We start from the raw sequence: 18,683 nt of genomic DNA on the forward strand, positions 1-18,683 counted from the left end.
TTTCGTGAATAAATAGATGTGATTGTTGCAGCTGTGATGATGGTTTATATCTCCCGTACTAAATGGGTACATATAACAATGTACTTTGTATTTATACAAAAATAAACCCGGGAAGCAGCAGCTCTCCGGGTTTAAAAACAACCAAAAACCTATTCCTAAACTTAACTATGCAATGGGTAGTGGGTTAGCAATCCTTGATGAAAGTGATTTCTTGTACTCACATTCTACATTCGCAAACTCCACGGCAAGTGTAGGGCTTGTTGCTGAGCGGTAAATACCGAACTTGAAGTAAGGCCCCAGCTTGTCCACATATCCTATTCCGATTCCCGAAACATTGATGATCTCTTTTCCATCAGCCCAGAACTGAAGTTGTCCGGTATTGTATGGTGAAAAACGTGCGCGGTATACAATCCGGTGCCAAACGCCACGGGCAAGTGTGACACTGCCTCTTCTGATGTAGGTTGGTGCCGTTTTAATCGGGTTTTCCAGTGTAGATGCGGTGTAAACAGAGATCGTATCGGCACCTTCCAGCCTGACGCCCAGTACCGGACCTGTACTCATTTCGCCCGGATCCTCGGTAGCGTGTACCTGGTTGAGGTAGCACCATTCCACAGCTGACAAATCCAGCGGCGCACCTTCCTCAATGCGGATCGCATACGAAAACCATACGTCCTGATCAAATGGAAGTGCTGCATTCTTCATGTACATTTCACAGCGCTCCTTTTTCTTCGGATTGGTTGCATCACCTTGCCAAAGGTCTCCTGCCTGTATCTGTACACGGAAGATCGGCGAAGTTTTGTTGATGGCGCGGTGCATGGAGTACGGCTTGTTAGGGCTTTGGCAAACGTACTCGGTATCAAAAATCTTTGTTTTTGTTCCGTTATCGCCCAGTGAGCGGTACTCTTCTCTGAACAAAGTCTGGGCAATCTCGTCTTTTGAATCTACCGTTTCGCCGGTTTCATAAAAGTTAACCATTTGCAGTTCACTTTCCGAAGGCGTAATCTGCAGGTTTCCTGCTGCACTGGACATCCAGAACCCGCCTGATTTTCTCTGAACAAATACGTCGTGGTCGTCAGTAGTAGGCTTGGCAAGCGTAATAATATCAGCGGCACGCGTAACCTTGTCCGATGTAGTTCTGATATAGCTGGTGAGTTCCGGGCTTTTTTCAAGTTGAGCACCCCAAACCAGAATGCCGCTTGTACCGTCGCCGGTGTAGCTGGGCTGACCATTCCCTGGCTCAGGACCAATCTTAGCAGAGACCGAAGAACCATCGAGCAGAAAGGTGGCAGCACACCTGAACCAACCGTTACCCGCATTCTCTATATATGGGGTGAAAATATCATTTTTGTTACCGACAACCCCATTTACAAGATCAAAGTGAATGGTTACATTATTGATGTTGAAATAAGCCCAGGTGCGTTCCGCAGCTTTCATAAACACGCTGAAAGTATAAACGGAACCTGCGTCGGCAGGAATTACGGGGTTCGGCATAATGTAATGCTGAACGGATGCTTTGGTGTCTTCCCGAACCTTGAATACCGTGTCGGTGCCATCCGGCGCTTTGCTCGTGATGGTCATTACGGATGCATACTGCTTCCGCCAGGCCGAATGTGACAGCAACTGGGAGTAGGGTACGGAGTTGGTTGCCTGCGGCTCGATTAGTGTACCGATCAGCTTGGGTGTACCGTTGGAAAGATCGTAGTTGTAGCGCAGACCGGTGTAAGCGGCTGAGGTAGTGAGCGCATAGCTGGACATCACGGCTCCTTGTTCAAGCTGGGCACCCCATACATACACGTAAGAGTCCGGATTGCCTTTATAACTTACCGTATTGAGCTCATTTCTGAGATACATCTGCAAACCTACGCTTTTACCGAGGTCAGGTACAGCAGTCAGCTTGAGTCTCCACCATCCGTTGCCCGAATCCACCATCTGTGCATCCACAACGTTGGAGCTTTTTGACATGATTGTTCCACGTACCAGATCGACTTTCATACCCGGTGTGCCGCCTGTAAACGAAGCACCATTGGTAAAGCCAAACTGGGCCATCGAGCGGGTACCTGCCTTGGCGAAGATGCTGATTGTAACCGGCGCATTCTGATCAACAGTTACCGTCCTTGAAAAACGGTGTTCACCTGTAACACTATTTTCGGTAAGCCTGCCGGCACTTGAACTACCATCAGGACTGATCACATCTCCTGGTGTTGTAGCAGCCACATTCACCTTTGTCCATGAGCTGCTTATAAAGTTCTGGCTGTTGGTAAGCCAGTTCTGACCCGGCTGTGCAAAGTGCAGGTAACCGTCTGCTCCGTAAAAAGAAGCCTCCGTAGCGCGTGAAAACGAGATGTTGTTGTTTGTGGTCGTAGGTTCACGGCGGAAATCAAATACCGATAGTGCGTCAGATTCCATAGTAGTATGATAGTATATGCGGTTGATTAATGTGAGACAATACAAAAGTAGTTATGGGAGTACAGAAAAAAAAATTTATATGACAAATTTTTTGAATTAATTCTACAATAGCAATTCAAGCTAATTTTTACATGTATAATGATATGCCTGATTACGACCTTTTATCCTGCCTTCTGAAATGATTGATGATCTTCCTCAAACACCGCCATAATGCATTGAATGCACGTTATCAGATAGATAGAGGATGATTTTGATATCATTGAGGATGTTTTCAACAATCTAATCAGGGCTGCTCTCTGTACTGGCGTTTTTAAGTTCAGACTACCTATCTTTGTAGTATAGCCATGTAGCAGTCACTGCCGAAATTAGGCAATGTTGGTTGCATTCATTTTCATGTGTTCCCATACACAACAGCCTGGCATGCCATGTGCCGGTTTAGATTACCAAGCGGAACCTCCTATCAATCAGGTCTTAGTAAATTATTGTTAGCAATCCATATGTCAGACAATGTATTGGGCGCCGTCCCGGGCACATCAGCATCCATCCCTGAAAAGAAGTTTTCCATCATCATACCCCACAAAAACGCTACACACTTAATTACGCGTTTGCTGGACTCGATTCCTGCAAGTCCCGACATTGAAATCATCATTGTGGATGACAGCAGCACCGAGGACGAAAAACGAAAGCTGAGAGAGTTCGATTTTGGTAGAGAAGTAGTTCTAATCTTTGAAACTGCTGCGAAAGGAGCCGGACGCGCCAGGAACACTGCCCTGAAACACGCCACAGGAAAATGGCTGCTATTTGCAGATGCAGACGACTACTTTGCCGGCAATATGTTGAGCCTGATTGAGAAGTACTACAATGCTGAGGAAGACATCATTTTCTTTGGCACGGGCAGCGTTTTCAACGATGATATTACGCAGGTAGCTTATCGTCACCAGCGGTACCTGAAATTGGTTTCCGATTTTGTAGCTGACCCGAGTCAGGACAATGAAGATGCATTGCGGTACTACTTCAATCCGCCTTGGGGCAAGCTGATCAGGCGGCAGATGGTGGAGCAGTACAATTTGCGCTTTCAGGAGATTCTGGCTTCCAACGATATCTACTTTTCCATTACTTCGGCAAATCGGGCCAGGAAAATAGCAGCCACAACCGATGTGCTGTACATTATCACCGTAACGCCGGGTAGTATCAGCAATTCATTCAGCAAAGAGCACTTTGATACGCGCTTTAATGCTGCATTGCAGGCCAATGACTTTCTGCGGTCTATCAACAAGCGCAAGTACCAGCAGTCGGTACTGTATTACCTGGCCCGCTCGCATGCATTCGGCTGGAAGTACGTATTGTATGTAATGCAGAAACTTGTCCAGCACCGCTCCAACATTTTTATAGGGATTGAAAAAATTGTGGGTTACAAGAAGATGCTGAGCCAGCGCGAAAACCCTTCGTTTGTGCCTAAAAAGTAGGTTTATAGGGCATACAAAAAGACCGGCCGCCAGAAAGCTTCCTGGCGGCCGGTCTTTTTGTATAAAGTACTGCTCAACTTACCAGCTTGGCATTTTCGCGGAGATGCTTTTCATTAAACATGGAGCATAAAATCACCGTGTTCGGAAAATCAGTAAACAGTTGCTGAAGAATTTCATTGGGCTTCATTTCTTTTGCGGCACCACGCAAAGGAGAGAAGAAGATATTTGGTTTTTGAGCACGTGTCTTGATCAGATTGTCATAACCATCCACCCCGACAGAGTTGTCAAACTGAAGTACATCAAACCGATCGAGGTACGGCTGATGAAGTTCCTGCAGGGAGCGCTTGTAGGCAATTCCCCAGGCCCGGATCTTTCCTTCCTCCTTCAACCTTTGCGCAGCTTCACTCAGCTCATCAATATGCACCAGTTTTTCCAGCGGGTTATGCACAAAGAAGTAGTCGAGATGGTCGGAACCAAGCGCACGTAGGCTTTTTTCAAGGCTCCTTCTCATATCTGCTGCCCTGAACGGGATACGGTCGTGAAACATATCACCTCCTTTTCCAGGCTGGCCAGTAGGTGCCGGCTGCTTTTTAGGGACGAGGTCAACTTTCTTGTCACCGCTGCGCAGGTAGCGGACCAATGGTTTAAGCGGTTTCAGCAGTTCGGATTTCCAGTTTGCCATGATACCGAATTTGCTGGCTATGGTCATTTCGTTTCGGCGTTCTTTCAGGATTTTTCCTACAAACTCCTCTGCTTCGCCGTAGCCATAGGACCGTGCGAGATCGAAGTGGGAAATGCCGCAATCCAGTGCACAGTCGATAATGCGTTTTGCAGTTTTACCGTCAACCGCACCCAGGATAGGAGCACAGCCGAAGCCCAACGCGGAGGAGGGGATACCTTTTACCAATTCAACTTTTTTCATAAATCGTTTATCTGTGCAGCAAGTGCAGCTTTTGTAAGTAATGCTCCTTTTTTGTTTGACTAAATTTTACTCGCCAGAAAGTGGTCGCCGAGCCGGAAGGCTAATGCAATCAGTGTAGCCGTAGGGTTGGACTGTCCACTCGTCGGAAATACGGAGCTCCCTGCCAGGTAAAGATTCCCGTGGTCGAAAACGCGGCAATTTTCATCCACAACACCGTTTTCAGGGGAGGCAGCCATGCGTGTAGTACCAATATGGTGCTTCGAATCCCGCACATTCTTCTCCCAGCCATCTTGCTCCAGCCAGTCGTCCACGTCAATTTTGCCAAAGCCTACCGAAGTAAGGTAATCGCTGATCAGCTCGGTACAAGTCAGAAATGTATGGCGTACCTTTTCATCAATTTTCCATTTGACGATCGCTTTCGGCATGCCGAGTGCGTCCACTTCCTTGCTGAGTTCGATGTGATTCTCCGGTAACGCCTGCGATTCGGTCATCACATTGAGCCTGGCGCGGGCATTGGGTGTATATACCTTGCGGTTGATGTAGTAGTGCTTGGCAATAACGAGCAGCTCAGGAAGGTTTTTGACCAGCCTTAATGCCATTTTAAATTCTTCAAAAGACAAAGTCCCGCGAACCTGTTTACGGTAGATTTCTTTGGCAATGGTAAAAACATCATCTTCCTTGGTATAAAACTCGACGAAAGCCGTCGTGTTCAGGATCTCATGTTTTTTCTGGAAATCATCAGAAAAGAAGAACCTGGGCAGGATACGTGTTTTACCCAGGTAAAAATAGTTGAGGTAAGACTGTTGTTTCTTGCTCGAAATGAGCGTGCCTACCTCTGCCCTCGGGTGATCCTGAAGGAAGCGGCCTACCAGGTCGCGGGAGTTGCCTACGCCCAGGGGCTGCTGTTTATTCGACGCCAGCAAAATACGTGCGTTTTCAAGACCTCCGCACGCCAGCACATACTTTTTTGCTTTTACCTGGCCGCTCTTTTTGGTAAAGTTTTTGAACTCGATACGGTCAACCTGGCTGTGGTCGTCCGTAAGCCTGATATTGGTTACATTGGCGTTTTTCAGTAATGTAACATTTGCCGATTTGGTAATACCCTTTCTGTATTGCTCACGGAGATTTGGGAGCGGGCTCCACTTTGAAAACCTGAACTGAAGCTCGTCAATGGATGGCAGCGGTTCTTCTTTCAGGAGGGCGAAAATGTCGTTTTCATAGCCGGTAGGGTCCAGGTTAAGGAACTTGTCTACATCTGGATAATATTTCGAAACCGAATCATACGCGATCGGCCAGCCCGTGTTCGGCAGCCAGTCTCTCTGTGCAAAATCAATCCGGTCCAGCGGCAGCGATTGTCCTCCCCAGCGTGTGGTAGACCCTCCAAATACCCTGAAGCGACCATTATGTGCTCCTTCGAAAGGATGAAAAGGGGCTATGACATTGTAAAGTTCCTGGTTCTGATCCGTTACATTTTCGCCGCCGGCCTCAACGACCAGCACCTTGTAGTTGGAATTATAAAGTTTTGTGAGGATGGCCAATGAAGCGGCACCACTACCCACGATGCAGATATCTGCCTGAAAGTCGAGCGGGGCGCTGTCATCATTAAAATCAATAATCATACAGTTCTTGTTTAGCAAGTATGAGGTAAAAGTATTCGTTGAGTAAGGATGCACCTCAAAACCTGCGGCGTAACCGCTAAAAACCCACCTGGAAAAAGATTTGTAAAAAGCAGTGCAAATTTCCTGTTCCCGGGCGGCGTCTTAAATAAATCCGGAGGGCGTTTTTGTGTAAAATTTAAAACCTGATTTCAATCATTTATTCCGATGATCCGCATCATAGCTTTTCAGATAAGCTTAGCAAAAAAAGTAGCTTTTTAAGCACTTAAGAGGGATTATTCAGTTTTGGGTAGCACTTTGTCAAAGCTACCAACACCAGCTGATATTATCAAATTGAAACGCAAAAGCCAGCCTCTCCATGGTAGAGAAGCTGGCTGTTTACGTTAGCAATTACTTGAATATTAAAAATCATGAAATACCTTCATTGTCTCGGAAAAATCGTCGCAGCTTACCGTGAACAACAGTGTTCCTTTGGCATATCGCTGGATGTCGAGCTCAAAATCTTGTGAAAATTTCGTCTTTGAAACCTGCTTTTTCACCAGTGATCGTCCGCTTATATCGGTTACTTCCAGTACCGGCATCTTGTTGGATGGCCCCGTGATATTCGTAATGATTTTGCCGTTTGCCACGGGATTTCCCATCAGCGTAACTTCCCATTTGCTTCCACTTTCGGCGAGTAACTTTGCCGGTGCGAGGTACGACATGGTTGTACCCTGATCGATATATACCGTTACATCCGAAGTGCCGATTGCGGGCGTGTATTCGAGCGTACAGGAGTATTGTGGAATACTAACCTCACCCACATTGTCGATGATGCGCAAAATCTGCAAATGCCCATCCACCCGAACTGCATAATCACCATCATCCGACATCATACTGACGGCAAGTTGAGAGTCCCGCTTCTTGGGATTGGCGCGCAGAGACAGTCCTGAAATCACAGTAGCCCATAACAAGGCGGTGATCTGTATAAAATTCCTGCGTCTCAATTTCATGGCTAAACGTGTGACATAACTAACTGATAAGTAATGGCGATACTATTCTTGACAGCAATGATGAGCCGTACCGTACTTCCATATTAGCGTATTCTACTGTAACTGTGGGGGACATCGCCGAGCGGTATACGCCAAACTTCCAATAAGGGCCGATCTTATCTTTATAACCCATCCCGATCCCTTTTACATTGACCAGCTCCTTACCATTCTGCCACCATTGCAGCTCTGCATTATCGGTATGTGTAAACCTTGCACGTATAACAACCTTATGCCAAACTCCCCTCGTGAATGTACCTTTTCCACGCGGGATGTAAGTAGGCGGCCTTTTGATCGGATCCTCACTGCTCGAAGCCGTGTAAGCGGTAATGGTATCTTCACCTTCCAGCCTGAAACCGAGGATAGGGCCTGTGCTGATATCGCCCGGATCTTCGGTAGCATGTACCTGTCCCAGGTAGCACCATTCCACAGGTGAAAGGTTTAATGGTGTTCCCGGAGCTATTTTCATGGCATACGAGATCCAGACATCTTCGTTAAAGGGCAAATCTGCATTTTTCATGTAGAATTCGCATCTTTCTTTCTCCTTCGGGTTATCCGCATCTCCGTCCCACAAGTCACCTGCATTCACCTGAACACGGAACACCGGCGAGCTTTTGTTCACGGCGTATTGGATCGACCACGGCTTGTTGGGAGTCTGGATCTGATATTCCGTACCCATAATCGAAAGGCGCATGCCCGAGTTACCAAGATACTTATATTCCTGTGCAAAAAGGGATTGTACAAGCGAATCTTTGGTGGAAACTGATTCACCGGAATTGTAGAAATTTACAACCTGAACCGGGCTTTCACCCAGCGGAATATCATAGTTCCCGTCTACATTGTTGATCCATGTACCGCCGGTAGCGCGCTGCACGAATATGTCGAGTTTGCTGCTTTCTTCGGGCTTGTTGATCTTGACATTATCCGCACTGCGGGTAGATTGGTTTGAAGTGGTCCTGATGTAGCTGGACATCGATGGCGACCTTTCAAACTGTACGCCCCAAACCAGTACGCCGCTGTTACCGCTTCCATTGTAGGTCGGGTTTCCATTGGCGGGTTCCGGACCGATTTTTGCGGATGTAAATGGTAGCAGGGCCAGGAAAGTAGCCGAACATCTGTACCAACCGTTTCCGGCACTTTCTATGGATGGAGAAAAAATATCATTTCTGTTTCCTACCTCGCCATGTTGTAAGTCAAAGTGCACCGTCACCCCATTGATATTGAAGAACGCCCACTTGTGTTCGGCTGCTTTCAGAAATGCGCTGAACGTGTACTTGTTGCCGATGGCAGTAGGCAATGTAGGGTATGGCATGATGTAATGCTGTACACCCCTGGTCGAGTCTTCCTTGATCTTGTATGCGGTGGACGAGCCATCCGGAGCTTTGCCGGAAGAAACTACCGTAGCGTACTGCTTGCGCCACGAGGAATGCGTAAGGATCTGTGAGTACGGCGTATAGTTGGTGCCCAGCGGCTCAATCAGGGCGCCGATTAACTTAGGTGTTTTACCGGACAGGTCATGGTTAAACCGTAGACCGTTGAAGGCAGTATAGTCGGACAGGGTTGCGCCTTGCTCTATCTGCGCTCCCCAGGCATAGATGTATTTTTCAGCGCTTCCGTCATAGCTCATAGACGTACTGTCATTGAGAATATAAAGGTGCACACCGGATTCTGAGCCCCGGTCTGGCAGGCCTGTCACTTTAAGTCTCCACCAGCCATTTCCGGCGTCAATCGCTTCGTAGCTGATCACGTTTGAGCTTCGGGAGAGGAGCTTGCCGCTGGCAAGGTTAAACCGGATACCCGGATTACCTCCGGTAAAGGAAGCTGCTTTCAGGAAGCTGAACTGCACGCTCGACCGGTTACCGGCTTTTGCATAGATACTGATTGTAACAGGAGTGCCTTTGGTAATGGTTAGTCCGCGTGATATCCGGTGTTCTCCCCTTGATACTGACTCTGTAATCTTATTGCCCGAACTTGAACCATCCGGAACAGCAATATCACCTGGTACGGATGCAGTCACGCCCACACGATTCCATGAATTACCTGTAAAGCTCTGACTGTTTACTATCAGCTCTCTGCCTTTATTAGAAAAATGCAGGTAGCCGTCTGATCCGTAATAGGATGCTTCGCTGTCTCTTGTAACAGATATACTGTCCTCATCTACCGAAGGTTCCTGTCTGAAATCAAAAGATCTAAGTAGGGTAGCCATTTTAAATTAAATTATTGGGGTTATGTGAATATTAGTTACCAGACAAGCATTCGGGCGGAACAAGCGATATACGCTGCTTATTTCGCCACTATTAAAACTCATTGTCCGAACCTGCAATGGGCAAAGCCCTTGCTTTTTTGCGCAGGTCAGGACCAGATTTTAATCCGCAGTTTTCCAGGCTAATAGTTCATTTTACATCGGAGGGCCTGACAATGTCAATTCGACAATTCTAAACTGTTAATTTACGAAAGAAATCGTCAGTGTTGCCAGCGAACTTTCACCTTCATCACTCACAGATACGTTATTTGTCTTTCTTAGGGGCGTTATTCATGGATTTGAAAGTGGCCTTTTCACTACCAATGCCAGCATCGGAGTAAAAAAGTGTCCTGCTTTCAGCAGTGGGGTGATCCGCAGACTCGTACCTCCCCGGCACTTTGTGCATTCTTTCTTAAAGAAGGGCCGCATGGATAATGTAATAATCACGGCCCGTATAGTCAACAACCTTCTCATTATGCCTTCAATACACCTTGATCCATTTTTACAATTTCAAGTGAAATGGATACGGTATAAATTTCAGATTTACACTGAAACCGGGAATTCGTGCTACTGCACAACAACCTGGTAGCCCGGGTCACCCAGGTATGCGATGGTCAAAAAGATACTAAAACGATACCAGCACCAGAGGCGGCGTACTGATCTCTGGCAATCCCGGCTTAGCCCGCTCACCAGCAGGTCAGGGAGCAACCGGAAGCTGCAAAGTGCTGCAACTGGCCGCCGGCTTTTTTCATATTACACTTTATTCCGCAACTGCCGCCGCAGAACTTTTCCTTGTTAACAACTTACTGTGGATATCACCCGCCAATACATTCCGATAGGTAATCTGCTGGCAGGTAGCTGATTATGGAGCCAAAAGTGCAGTAAAAAAGAAACACCCGGTCAGGGTAATTCTTTATATACGTTTTATTTTCATAAAGAGGATGAGTGACCGGCGCGGGTTGCGCCAGTCCCATGCTTATTTAAGCAGCCTCTTATAAAAATCAATCAGCTTTTTACTTTCAAATTCCCACGAGAGCTCCGTAACCACCCGGTTATAGCCATAATTTCCCATCTGCTCACGAACCGCTGCGTTGCTCAGAAGAAAATCCATTTTATCTGCAAAGTCCGGTACCGAAGTAGCGTACAGCGATGCCTCCCGGGCCGAAAACTTTCCTTCTTTGAGATCAAATTGTACAATCGGCTTTTTGAGTGCCATGTACTCCATGATCTTGTTCATGGTAGAAAGATTGTTCATCTTCAATGGCTTATCCGGATTAACGCATATGTCCGTGGTATTCAGAATATCTACCATCAGCTCATCGGATACCCTGCCGTAAAAGTCAACGTAGTCGCCCAATCCTTTTTCAATGGAAAGTGCTTTCAGACTTTCTACGCTCGTGCCTCCGCCTACGATGGCCAGCTGCACATCCTTGCGCCGGTCCACCAGCAGGCGAAATGCTTCAAGAAGCAGATCGATCCCTTCCTGCTCGCCGATCACCCCGAGATAGCCTACCAGGTAGTTCCGGCCCTTTTTATAGGTCTGGTTACCGGCAGTAATGCGCAGCCTGTCGAGCTTGGGGCCGCTTCTGATCACGGTTACTTTATCCGGCGACATGCCGCCTCTTTCCACTGCTATACTTTTGTAAGACTCGTTGGTGGCGATACTCGCATTGGCCGTTCTGAAAGTAAGTTTTTCAAACAATACCATCAGCTTGTAAAATGCATCCTGCTTTTCAAACTTCGCTTCATAGAGCTCCGGATTGATGTCGTGATGGTCGAACACATACTTGACACCAAACAATTTGAATGGGAGCGCAACAAGGAAGATCAGATCGGGCGGATTACAACCCTGTATAACGTGGAAGCGCTTTTTGAAGAAGATCCTGAGTGCCAGCGTAAACTCCCAGAACAAAGCCGCGCTGTATTCGAGCAGGTAGCCCAGGGCACCGCTCGCCTCGACGGGGAGCGGGTGCCTGTAAATTTCTATACCATCAATGGTTTCCCGGCTCTTGGTATAGCCCTTCATTTTTGGACAAATTATAGAAACTTTTGCCCCATTCTCCTTCAATGTATTCGCCTCCTGCCATACTCGCCTGTCGAACGGAACCGGCAGGTTTTCAACGACGATGAGTATATGCTTGCCAAGAAGGTTATTCTCCATTACATTATACGTTGAGTACAATTCCTTACTACCAGTTGATACCAAAATATTGATTATTTTCTTTTACACCCTCCGGCAGACGCACAAGATCCACGATGGTTTTGCCTGAAACGGTGTCGCATTTTTCTACGAATTGTTGCTCTTTGTTACAAACCACGAGCACATCACTCTTCTCTACCACGTAGTCAAGATTGTCTACCAGCAGCTTGGAAAGGTGAGGAATCCGGCTCTCGATGTAGTCTTTGTTTTTACCGGTCAGCTTCGCAATCTGGATGTTTGAATCGTAAATAGAGATATCAAAACCTTTTCCGACAAGTGTTTCAACCAGCTCTACCGACGGACTGTTACGAAGGTCGTCTGTTCCTGCCTTGAAGCTCAATCCAAGGATACCGATGCGCTTGCCGAAGAAGCGGCTCAGAAGGCTTACTGCGCGCTGGATCTGGATCGTGTTTGTTTCGTCAATGCTGTCAATCAGCGGGACTTTCACATACAGGTCATGAGCCAGGGTCTGCAAGCCTTTCAGGTCTTTCGGGAGGCATGAGCCGCCATATGCAAAGCCGGGTTTGAAGTAATACGGAGAAATGTTAAGCTGCTTATCCTTGCAGAAAATCTCCATTACTTTATGCGAATCAATACCCAGCGCGCTTGAAATGTTACCTACTTCATTGGCGAAAGAAATTTTCAGCGCATGGAAAGTATTATTTACATACTTCATGATTTCCGCTGTTTTGGTATCGGTAATGATCACCTCTGCGGGGAGCTGCTGGTAGAGGCTGGCCATCAGGGATGTTGCCTGCTCATTTTCGCCACCGATCAGCGTCAGCGGGGGGTTGTAGTAATCCTGAACCGCAGTACCTTCTCGGAGAAATTCAGGGTTATCAACGACTGCAAAGTCAACATTGGCTTTTTTACCCGAAGCATCTTCAATAATGTGCGCAAACTTTTCGCAAGTTCCCGGCAGTACGGTAGAGCGCAGCGCAACCACATGGAATGCATCTTTTTCTTTCAGAACTTCACCGATATTTCTGGCGACATTGAAAATGTAGTCCAGGTTCAGGTGTCCTTTTGAGCTGGAAGGTGTTCCTACTGCTACAATAGACAATTCAGTCTGAACAACCGCTGCCTTGAAGTCGGTAGTGGCACTGATGCGGCCGGCTTCGTGCTGGTCTGCAATAATTTGATCTATATCCTTTTCAACGATGGTTGCCTGTCCATTGTTAATCTGGTTTACTTTATCCTGGCTCACGTCAACTCCTACGACGGTGTGGCCGTTCTTTGCCAAACATCCAAGGCTCACACAGCCTACATAGCCTAAACCAAAAATACTTATGTTCATAAACGGGTGTATTTAATTTTCTGAATAAATTAAGTTGAGTTACTGTATTAAGCCAGATAATGATTCTTCATAAATCTGGTAGAATTGATTTTCTGCAATTTTCATATCAAACTCTTCGGCAAAGCGCTTCCACCGCAGCTTGTTTTCTTCACCGAGTAGTCCGGGATTTTTATAATATTTTTCAAATGCCTGCGCAAGTCCGGGAATATCGTCTACTACATTCTCGGGATCTATTTTGTTAATCAATTCCGTAATGCCGCCACCGTCCCGGAATACCAGCACGGGTTTTCCCTGATGGAGGCATTCAATGGCAACAAGCCCGAATGATTCTGTTGTGGATGGGAAAACACAAACATTCATCACAGACTGGTAGTAGGTAACATTGGTGGTAAAACCCGTGAAAGTTACTTTGTCTTCAATCCCGAGACTTTTCACCAGTTCTACCAGATTAGCCATTTCATTACCATCTCCCACCAGCAGCAGGTGCGCATTGTCTTTTCCTTTCTGGAAAATGTGAAATGCTTTTACCAGCAGATCAATGCGTTTCCAGTTGATAAAGCGGGAGCTGGTACCGATAATGAATTTACTCCGGTCAATTTCAATGACAGGCTCGCTGGTAGCCGTAACCGAATCCTGATTTTCAAAAGTCACTCCGTTGTATACTACCTTACTTCTTGTATTAAGAATTCCGCGTTCGTTCCAGAATTTCTTGGTATAGTTGGAATTAAAGGTGACGAAATCAGCGTCTTTATTCAGGAAGTTTCTAAGCATTAAATGCCTGAAATAATCCGTCTTCTTTTTGGCTCTTCCAAATCCGTCAACGCTGTGCTGTGTGAAAACAATTTTTGATTTCAGCCTCGAAGCAAATAATTCGCGGGTAGGAATATAGGTATGGAAATGAAGTATATCGAAGCGCGATGCAATTTTGGCAAACCGCATATACTTCCTGATATCCGGATCAAATGCTTTGATATTAAAGAAATAACACTGTATGCCCATGGACAAAAACTTCTCCTTAAAATTACCCTCGGGGCGTGAGAAGAGAAGTGCTATTTCCAGATTCGGGTTGCTTTGCTGTACCCTTGCCAGATAATAAACGAAAGACTCAATTCCACCGATAGATGGGCTGTTGAGGACATGTAGTACGCGTATCTTCATAGATTTTGTTAGTACCTCGACTATCGATCGTAATTAAAATGGCATCGGTGCCGGTACCCGTGCGGCAACATTTGATTTGGGCTTGTTATTGGCTTTGTACCGGAGCAGGTTGTATTGCGTCAGACACAGGATTGTGATCGCGCTGATTACGGTTGTATTTACAGCCAGCGAGTTGTTGGACGACGCTGCGAGTAAAAAGCACCCGACAACAACAAGCCGGTCGTATTTTTTCAGCGGGAATGCCAGCCGGGCAATCTGGAATGTAAAAAGAATAAAGGAAATTCCAAGGTAAGCGGCAAAAATGACTCCGTACTTGAAAATCCAGATAATCCAGAAGTTTTCGATAATCTCGATTCCCCTGATGTACATCAGGTAATCAATCAGTTCCTGCTTGGTACCCCAAATAATGTCTTCCAGTGATATGGACAGGAACATGCTGTACACATTGAATCTTACACCGGAACTGTTGTCATTGAAGCTACCTGCCGATACAATCCTGGCGCCCAGCGGGGTGTAAAGTACGATGTAAAATACACTCACAAACAGGATCACCAGCATGGCGATATTCTGGAACGAGAAGTTGATCTTGCCGCGTTCCATGAATTTAAGGCTGAGCAGTGTAATACCCATGCAATATGCCAACAGTCCCGAGCGTACTCCAAAGCTCGCCAATGCACCTACGGTAAGCCCGATAATCACCATTCTTTTCAGAAAGGAATTCTCATAGGAATAGAAAAACCACGAGAAAAATATCAGGAACAGGGAGTTGTTCAGCGGGTGGCCCTGGAAAGCATTGGACCGGAAAAGTATTGCAGTTTCATTAATCGGAAACAGCTTAAAGTGTACAACGTGCTCTGCAATGGCAAGGAGACATTCAGCATAAAAGAAGAAGCGGAACATGGACATGATTTTGGTCCATACTTCTACATTGATATGCTGTTTGTAATTAATAAACTGGAAATTATAAATGATCAGAACAGGACATACCAGTACATTGAACAAAAAGAGGTTTCCTTTGGAAGCTCCGAATGTGAGTGAATAGATCAGCACGACAAAAACTGCAATGCTGAAATTCTGGAACTTCTTTAATTCACCCAGCTTGTAGCTATATTTCAGGGCATTGTAACCTGTAAGGATGATAAGGAAATAGGAAACCGGATGGAACCGGAACAAGGCGCCGGCACCCGCTTCCCCGATCGGGTAATGCAGCTTCAACAATACACCCGGCCCCACAAACAGGGAGAGGAATGTAACGATTGAAGGAAACCATCTTTTTTCGAGAAAAAACATGCGTGTGTATTTTTATATGATTTCGAGAAGTTGTTCGGCCCGGCGGTCGCTTGAATTTTCATACGCAAGCTCCTTTGCCCGTGCAGAAAAATCAGTTCCGTCTTTTAATTTCCGGATCACGTATTCCAGTCTTTCAATGAATTCTGCTGAACCTGTTACACCAAATGATGCTTCCCCAAGCGGTTCGTAATCATTGTGGTTTTTCTGGTAAACAACCGGCTTGCCAAGTGCCAGGTACTGGTACATTTTATTATGATGATGGTAAGAAGCATGTTCGCTGATGGCATCAATCATAATGCATATATCCCATTTTTTAACTTCGTCGGGCAACTGATTGTAATCAATATAGCCGTGGTATTCCACATTTGGCGCCTTGATTATCTTTTCCAGCATGGCCGACTCCTCCGAATTTTGAGGATATCTGTTTTTACCTGCAAGAACAAACCTGACGTCTGTCATGGTTGTGACCACATCGTACAACAAATGAATGTCCGTGGCTTCCATGAAATTACCTGCAAAACCAACAACTATTTCATTTGTTTTGCGTGGCTCCGGCTTACTTGTTGCCGCAGGTCCCCACACATCCAGGTCGACACAGTTGGGCCAGTAAACAATATTTTTATCCGTAATGGAAAAGTATTTCTGTACGTAAACATCGCGGAGCGCCATGCTGGTTGCCATGATCACATCCCCCATTTCAATCACCTTCCGGGTTTCTTCCAGTGTATTGCCCATGGTGTGATAAGCATCACTCAAAATGACAACTTTCTTTTTATCCTTGATAAATGGACCCACAATATAGTTGTGTGGTCTTGACAGGATTACGGTATCAAATTTGTTGAAATCAAATCCTGTCCGGAGTGTATTCAGCTTGAAATTAATGTAATTCAGGAAACCGATTTTCTTGATAACCGGGTAGGGCAGATAATAATAGAATGGTATGATTTCAAGGTGCTCACTCCTGAGGTCCAGCTTCGGGCCATTCCAGAATGATACCATAGAAATACACTTCGTACCCGGCGCCAGTTTTGCAATGGATTCAAGCGTAGCTCTCCTAGTATAAGTCCGGAAATCAGACACATTGCAAAAGATCAGAATATTACGCGCTTGTTTCATTTTAATGGATCCAGTGTCAAAGTACAGCCAAGTTCTTTTATTATTCAGCTGAGTAACCTTATTCTCTTCTTTTTTCCTGTTGTCCCCAGGAGATTTTCAATTTCTCGACGCTGCAAACGAGCGCAAGATAATATTTGATCGAGTATACGCTAACCTTCTGACTGAGTGAAAGCTCTTTCCCGTATTTTTCAAATTGTTTGGCAGCAATGCGCATCGGGGGTTTCATGCTGATAAGCAGGTCAATAAATGCCGATTTTTTGGTTACGACATCACCTCCTACCACACGCTTTGTTTTTTTAACCAGGTCGGACATGCGATGACGGGCCGGGTGGCGGATCGCTACATTTTCGCCAAAAATAATTTTAAATCCGGCCTGCTCGGCACGTTTGGACCATTCATAATCGCCCCCGGACAGGAGCGTATTATTGAAATTGCCGACCGCATCAAAGACCGACTTGTAGGCAAACATATTTCCGGTAACACTCAGTCCCGATTTTGCGATATCTTCCTGCTTGAAGGCATATACCTTTTCATAAAGCTCGGCAGGAGTAGGATGATTGGATTTGTAAAAAATATCAATCTTCCCTGCAATTCTGCTGATGTTTTTATTTGATTCAAGAAGCGTAACTGCATTTTTGATCCAGTCAGCGGACGGAATGCAATCCGAATCGGTAAAGGCGAGAATCGTACCCTGTGCCCTGCCGATCCCTTTATTCCTGGCAGCATAGGAACCCGGTTCTTCTTCGTCCAACAAAATGCAATTTTGCGGTACAACAAAGTTTGCCGGCTTCTTATCGGCTGGATTATTATTGATAACTATTATTTCAAACCGGTCGGCCGGAAAGCTCTGTTCCTTCAATGCATCCAGGCAAAGCGCCAGGCGCTTCCAGTCATTGTATGTTGGGATGATAACAGATACCAGCACGTTGTTCATAATCAATTTAGCTGTTAGGGATGGATCAGCCTGATCCTGGTTATTATTTATTTGAGCGGCGGGATGGCTTGTCAGCTTCCGATTACCGATTTAATTCCGCGGACAATTGACTTCCGGCTGGTTTTTACAAAATGATCCAGTTTCCATTGCATTGGAAAATCCAGCGAAGCGCCATCAAGACGGGTTTTCCGGTACTCTGCAATGTCAATTTTATTACCTGTCAATTCCAGGAAAATATACCTGTAAATCAGGTTTTTCCGCGCCTCGGTTAATTGACTGATTTGTTTAAGATGCTGCTCAATCTGCAACCTCAGCTTAACACGGTTATCAATGATGCCGAGCATCTTGTTTTTATCCGGGTTTTTTGAAATACCACTGTCCGTTTTGTGGATCAAAGTATTTTCAGCCGGATCAAAAATCACTTTTGCCCCGTTTTTCAACAAGCGGAACATCATATCATATTCCTGCGAGGAGGTAAGGTTTTCATCCCATCCCTGAATATGATCCAGCCGGCTTTTCCGCCAGAGTATCGCGGTAGTAATGCCAAGATGCGACGTGATCAGCCCGGACCATACATCCTCCGTATTCAGGGGTCTCCGGGTTTGTGCCAGTACGCCGTTTTTCAGTTCAATCAGGTTTGCATTCCCGATCACACAATCTGCCTGCTGCGTTTCTCCGAGCTCCACCTGCACTTTCAGCTTGTCGGGCAGGAGTTCGTCATCGGCATCCAGGTACTGCACCCACTCGCCTTTGGCAGCCCGAAGACCTTTGTTGCGGGCAGCAGGAGCGCCTTTTTTGAATTCCTGGTATACCTGTACCTTGTCGGGGTAGGTACTTGCAATTTTTTCAAGGACCAACTGGGTTCCGTCTGTTGAATTATTGTTAACCAGTATCAATTCCCAGTCAGTGTAGGTTTGGCCCAGCACGCTATTTACGGCCCTTTCTACAAAATGCTCGCAATTGTAACACGGTACAATAATCGAAACCATAGTTGTTGTCTGTTTGATA

Annotated in this window: 13 protein-coding genes; 1 reads left to right on the forward strand and 12 read right to left on the reverse strand. The window is 46.1% G+C overall.

From position 1 onward, the window contains the following. Positions 1–165: 165 nt before the first annotated feature. On the reverse strand, positions 166–2,406 hold the full coding sequence (locus HWI92_RS00285) for a phage head spike fiber domain-containing protein (protein ID WP_204660219.1): 2,241 nt from the start codon (positions 2,404–2,406) through the stop codon (positions 166–168). Positions 2,407–2,903: 497 nt separating this feature from the next. Between HWI92_RS00285 and HWI92_RS00290 the strand changes: the two genes are divergently transcribed. Continuing rightward, the gene (locus HWI92_RS00290; RefSeq protein WP_204660220.1) at positions 2,904–3,872 is read left to right on the forward strand and encodes a glycosyltransferase family A protein; all 969 of its coding nucleotides are present in this window, start codon (positions 2,904–2,906) and stop codon (positions 3,870–3,872) included. A 73-nt stretch (positions 3,873–3,945) separates the two neighbouring features. Here the strand turns inward: HWI92_RS00290 and HWI92_RS00295 are convergent, their stop codons facing one another. From HWI92_RS00295 to HWI92_RS00345, 11 genes are all read right to left on the reverse strand, one after another. Further along, entirely contained in the window at positions 3,946–4,794 is an 849-nt protein-coding gene (locus HWI92_RS00295; RefSeq protein WP_204660221.1) for an aldo/keto reductase, read from the reverse strand. Positions 4,795–4,853: 59 nt separating this feature from the next. After that, a complete protein-coding gene (locus HWI92_RS00300) occupies positions 4,854–6,413 on the reverse strand; it encodes a GMC oxidoreductase (RefSeq protein WP_204660222.1) in 1,560 nt (519 codons plus the stop codon). Between the two features lie 398 nt (positions 6,414–6,811). Next, entirely contained in the window at positions 6,812–7,402 is a 591-nt protein-coding gene (locus HWI92_RS00305; RefSeq protein WP_204660223.1) for a T9SS type A sorting domain-containing protein, read from the reverse strand. Between the two features lie 19 nt (positions 7,403–7,421). Then, entirely contained in the window at positions 7,422–9,644 is a 2,223-nt protein-coding gene (locus HWI92_RS00310; RefSeq protein WP_204660224.1) for a phage head spike fiber domain-containing protein, read from the reverse strand. Positions 9,645–10,656: 1,012 nt separating this feature from the next. Further along, positions 10,657–11,841, reverse strand: a complete 1,185-nt coding sequence (locus HWI92_RS00315; RefSeq protein ID WP_204660225.1) for a glycosyltransferase family 4 protein — start codon at positions 11,839–11,841, stop codon at positions 10,657–10,659. Between the two features lie 28 nt (positions 11,842–11,869). Next, the gene (locus HWI92_RS00320) at positions 11,870–13,177 is read right to left on the reverse strand and encodes a nucleotide sugar dehydrogenase (RefSeq protein WP_204660226.1); all 1,308 of its coding nucleotides are present in this window, start codon (positions 13,175–13,177) and stop codon (positions 11,870–11,872) included. 39 nt (positions 13,178–13,216) lie between these two features. Further along, positions 13,217–14,335, reverse strand: coding sequence for a glycosyltransferase family 4 protein (locus HWI92_RS00325; RefSeq protein WP_204660227.1), 1,119 nt, complete (start codon positions 14,333–14,335; stop codon positions 13,217–13,219). A gap of 33 nt (positions 14,336–14,368) precedes the next feature. After that, entirely contained in the window at positions 14,369–15,625 is a 1,257-nt protein-coding gene (locus HWI92_RS00330; RefSeq protein ID WP_204660228.1) for a VpsF family polysaccharide biosynthesis protein, read from the reverse strand. A 12-nt stretch (positions 15,626–15,637) separates the two neighbouring features. Next, positions 15,638–16,741: a glycosyltransferase gene (locus tag HWI92_RS00335; protein WP_204660229.1), complete on the reverse strand. Its 1,104-nt coding sequence runs from the start codon at positions 16,739–16,741 to the stop codon at positions 15,638–15,640. 58 nt (positions 16,742–16,799) lie between these two features. Further along, positions 16,800–17,675, reverse strand: a complete 876-nt coding sequence (locus HWI92_RS00340) for a glycosyltransferase family 2 protein (protein ID WP_204660230.1) — start codon at positions 17,673–17,675, stop codon at positions 16,800–16,802. A gap of 71 nt (positions 17,676–17,746) precedes the next feature. Further along, the gene (locus HWI92_RS00345) at positions 17,747–18,664 is read right to left on the reverse strand and encodes a glycosyltransferase family 2 protein (protein WP_204660231.1); all 918 of its coding nucleotides are present in this window, start codon (positions 18,662–18,664) and stop codon (positions 17,747–17,749) included. Positions 18,665–18,683 lie beyond the last annotated feature (19 nt).

It is taken from the genome of Dyadobacter sandarakinus (genome assembly GCF_016894445.1).
Taxonomy (GTDB): Bacteria; Bacteroidota; Bacteroidia; order Cytophagales; family Spirosomataceae; genus Dyadobacter; species Dyadobacter sandarakinus.

Excerpts from the sequence above, each read along its gene's own strand:
- HWI92_RS00285 (WP_204660219.1), bottom strand. The coding sequence starts at position 2,406 with ATGGAATCTGACGCACTATCGGTATTTGATTTCCGCCGTGAACCTACG.
- HWI92_RS00290 (WP_204660220.1), top strand. The coding sequence starts at position 2,904 with ATGTCAGACAATGTATTGGGCGCCGTCCCGGGCACATCAGCATCCATC.
- HWI92_RS00295 (WP_204660221.1), bottom strand. The coding sequence starts at position 4,794 with ATGAAAAAAGTTGAATTGGTAAAAGGTATCCCCTCCTCCGCGTTGGGC.
- HWI92_RS00300 (WP_204660222.1), bottom strand. The coding sequence starts at position 6,413 with ATGATTATTGATTTTAATGATGACAGCGCCCCGCTCGACTTTCAGGCA.
- HWI92_RS00305 (WP_204660223.1), bottom strand. The coding sequence starts at position 7,402 with ATGAAATTGAGACGCAGGAATTTTATACAGATCACCGCCTTGTTATGG.
- HWI92_RS00310 (WP_204660224.1), bottom strand. The coding sequence starts at position 9,644 with ATGGCTACCCTACTTAGATCTTTTGATTTCAGACAGGAACCTTCGGTA.
- HWI92_RS00315 (WP_204660225.1), bottom strand. The coding sequence starts at position 11,841 with ATGGAGAATAACCTTCTTGGCAAGCATATACTCATCGTCGTTGAAAAC.
- HWI92_RS00320 (WP_204660226.1), bottom strand. The coding sequence starts at position 13,177 with ATGAACATAAGTATTTTTGGTTTAGGCTATGTAGGCTGTGTGAGCCTT.
- HWI92_RS00325 (WP_204660227.1), bottom strand. The coding sequence starts at position 14,335 with ATGAAGATACGCGTACTACATGTCCTCAACAGCCCATCTATCGGTGGA.
- HWI92_RS00330 (WP_204660228.1), bottom strand. The coding sequence starts at position 15,625 with ATGTTTTTTCTCGAAAAAAGATGGTTTCCTTCAATCGTTACATTCCTC.
- HWI92_RS00335 (WP_204660229.1), bottom strand. The coding sequence starts at position 16,741 with ATGAAACAAGCGCGTAATATTCTGATCTTTTGCAATGTGTCTGATTTC.
- HWI92_RS00340 (WP_204660230.1), bottom strand. The coding sequence starts at position 17,675 with ATGAACAACGTGCTGGTATCTGTTATCATCCCAACATACAATGACTGG.
- HWI92_RS00345 (WP_204660231.1), bottom strand. The coding sequence starts at position 18,664 with ATGGTTTCGATTATTGTACCGTGTTACAATTGCGAGCATTTTGTAGAA.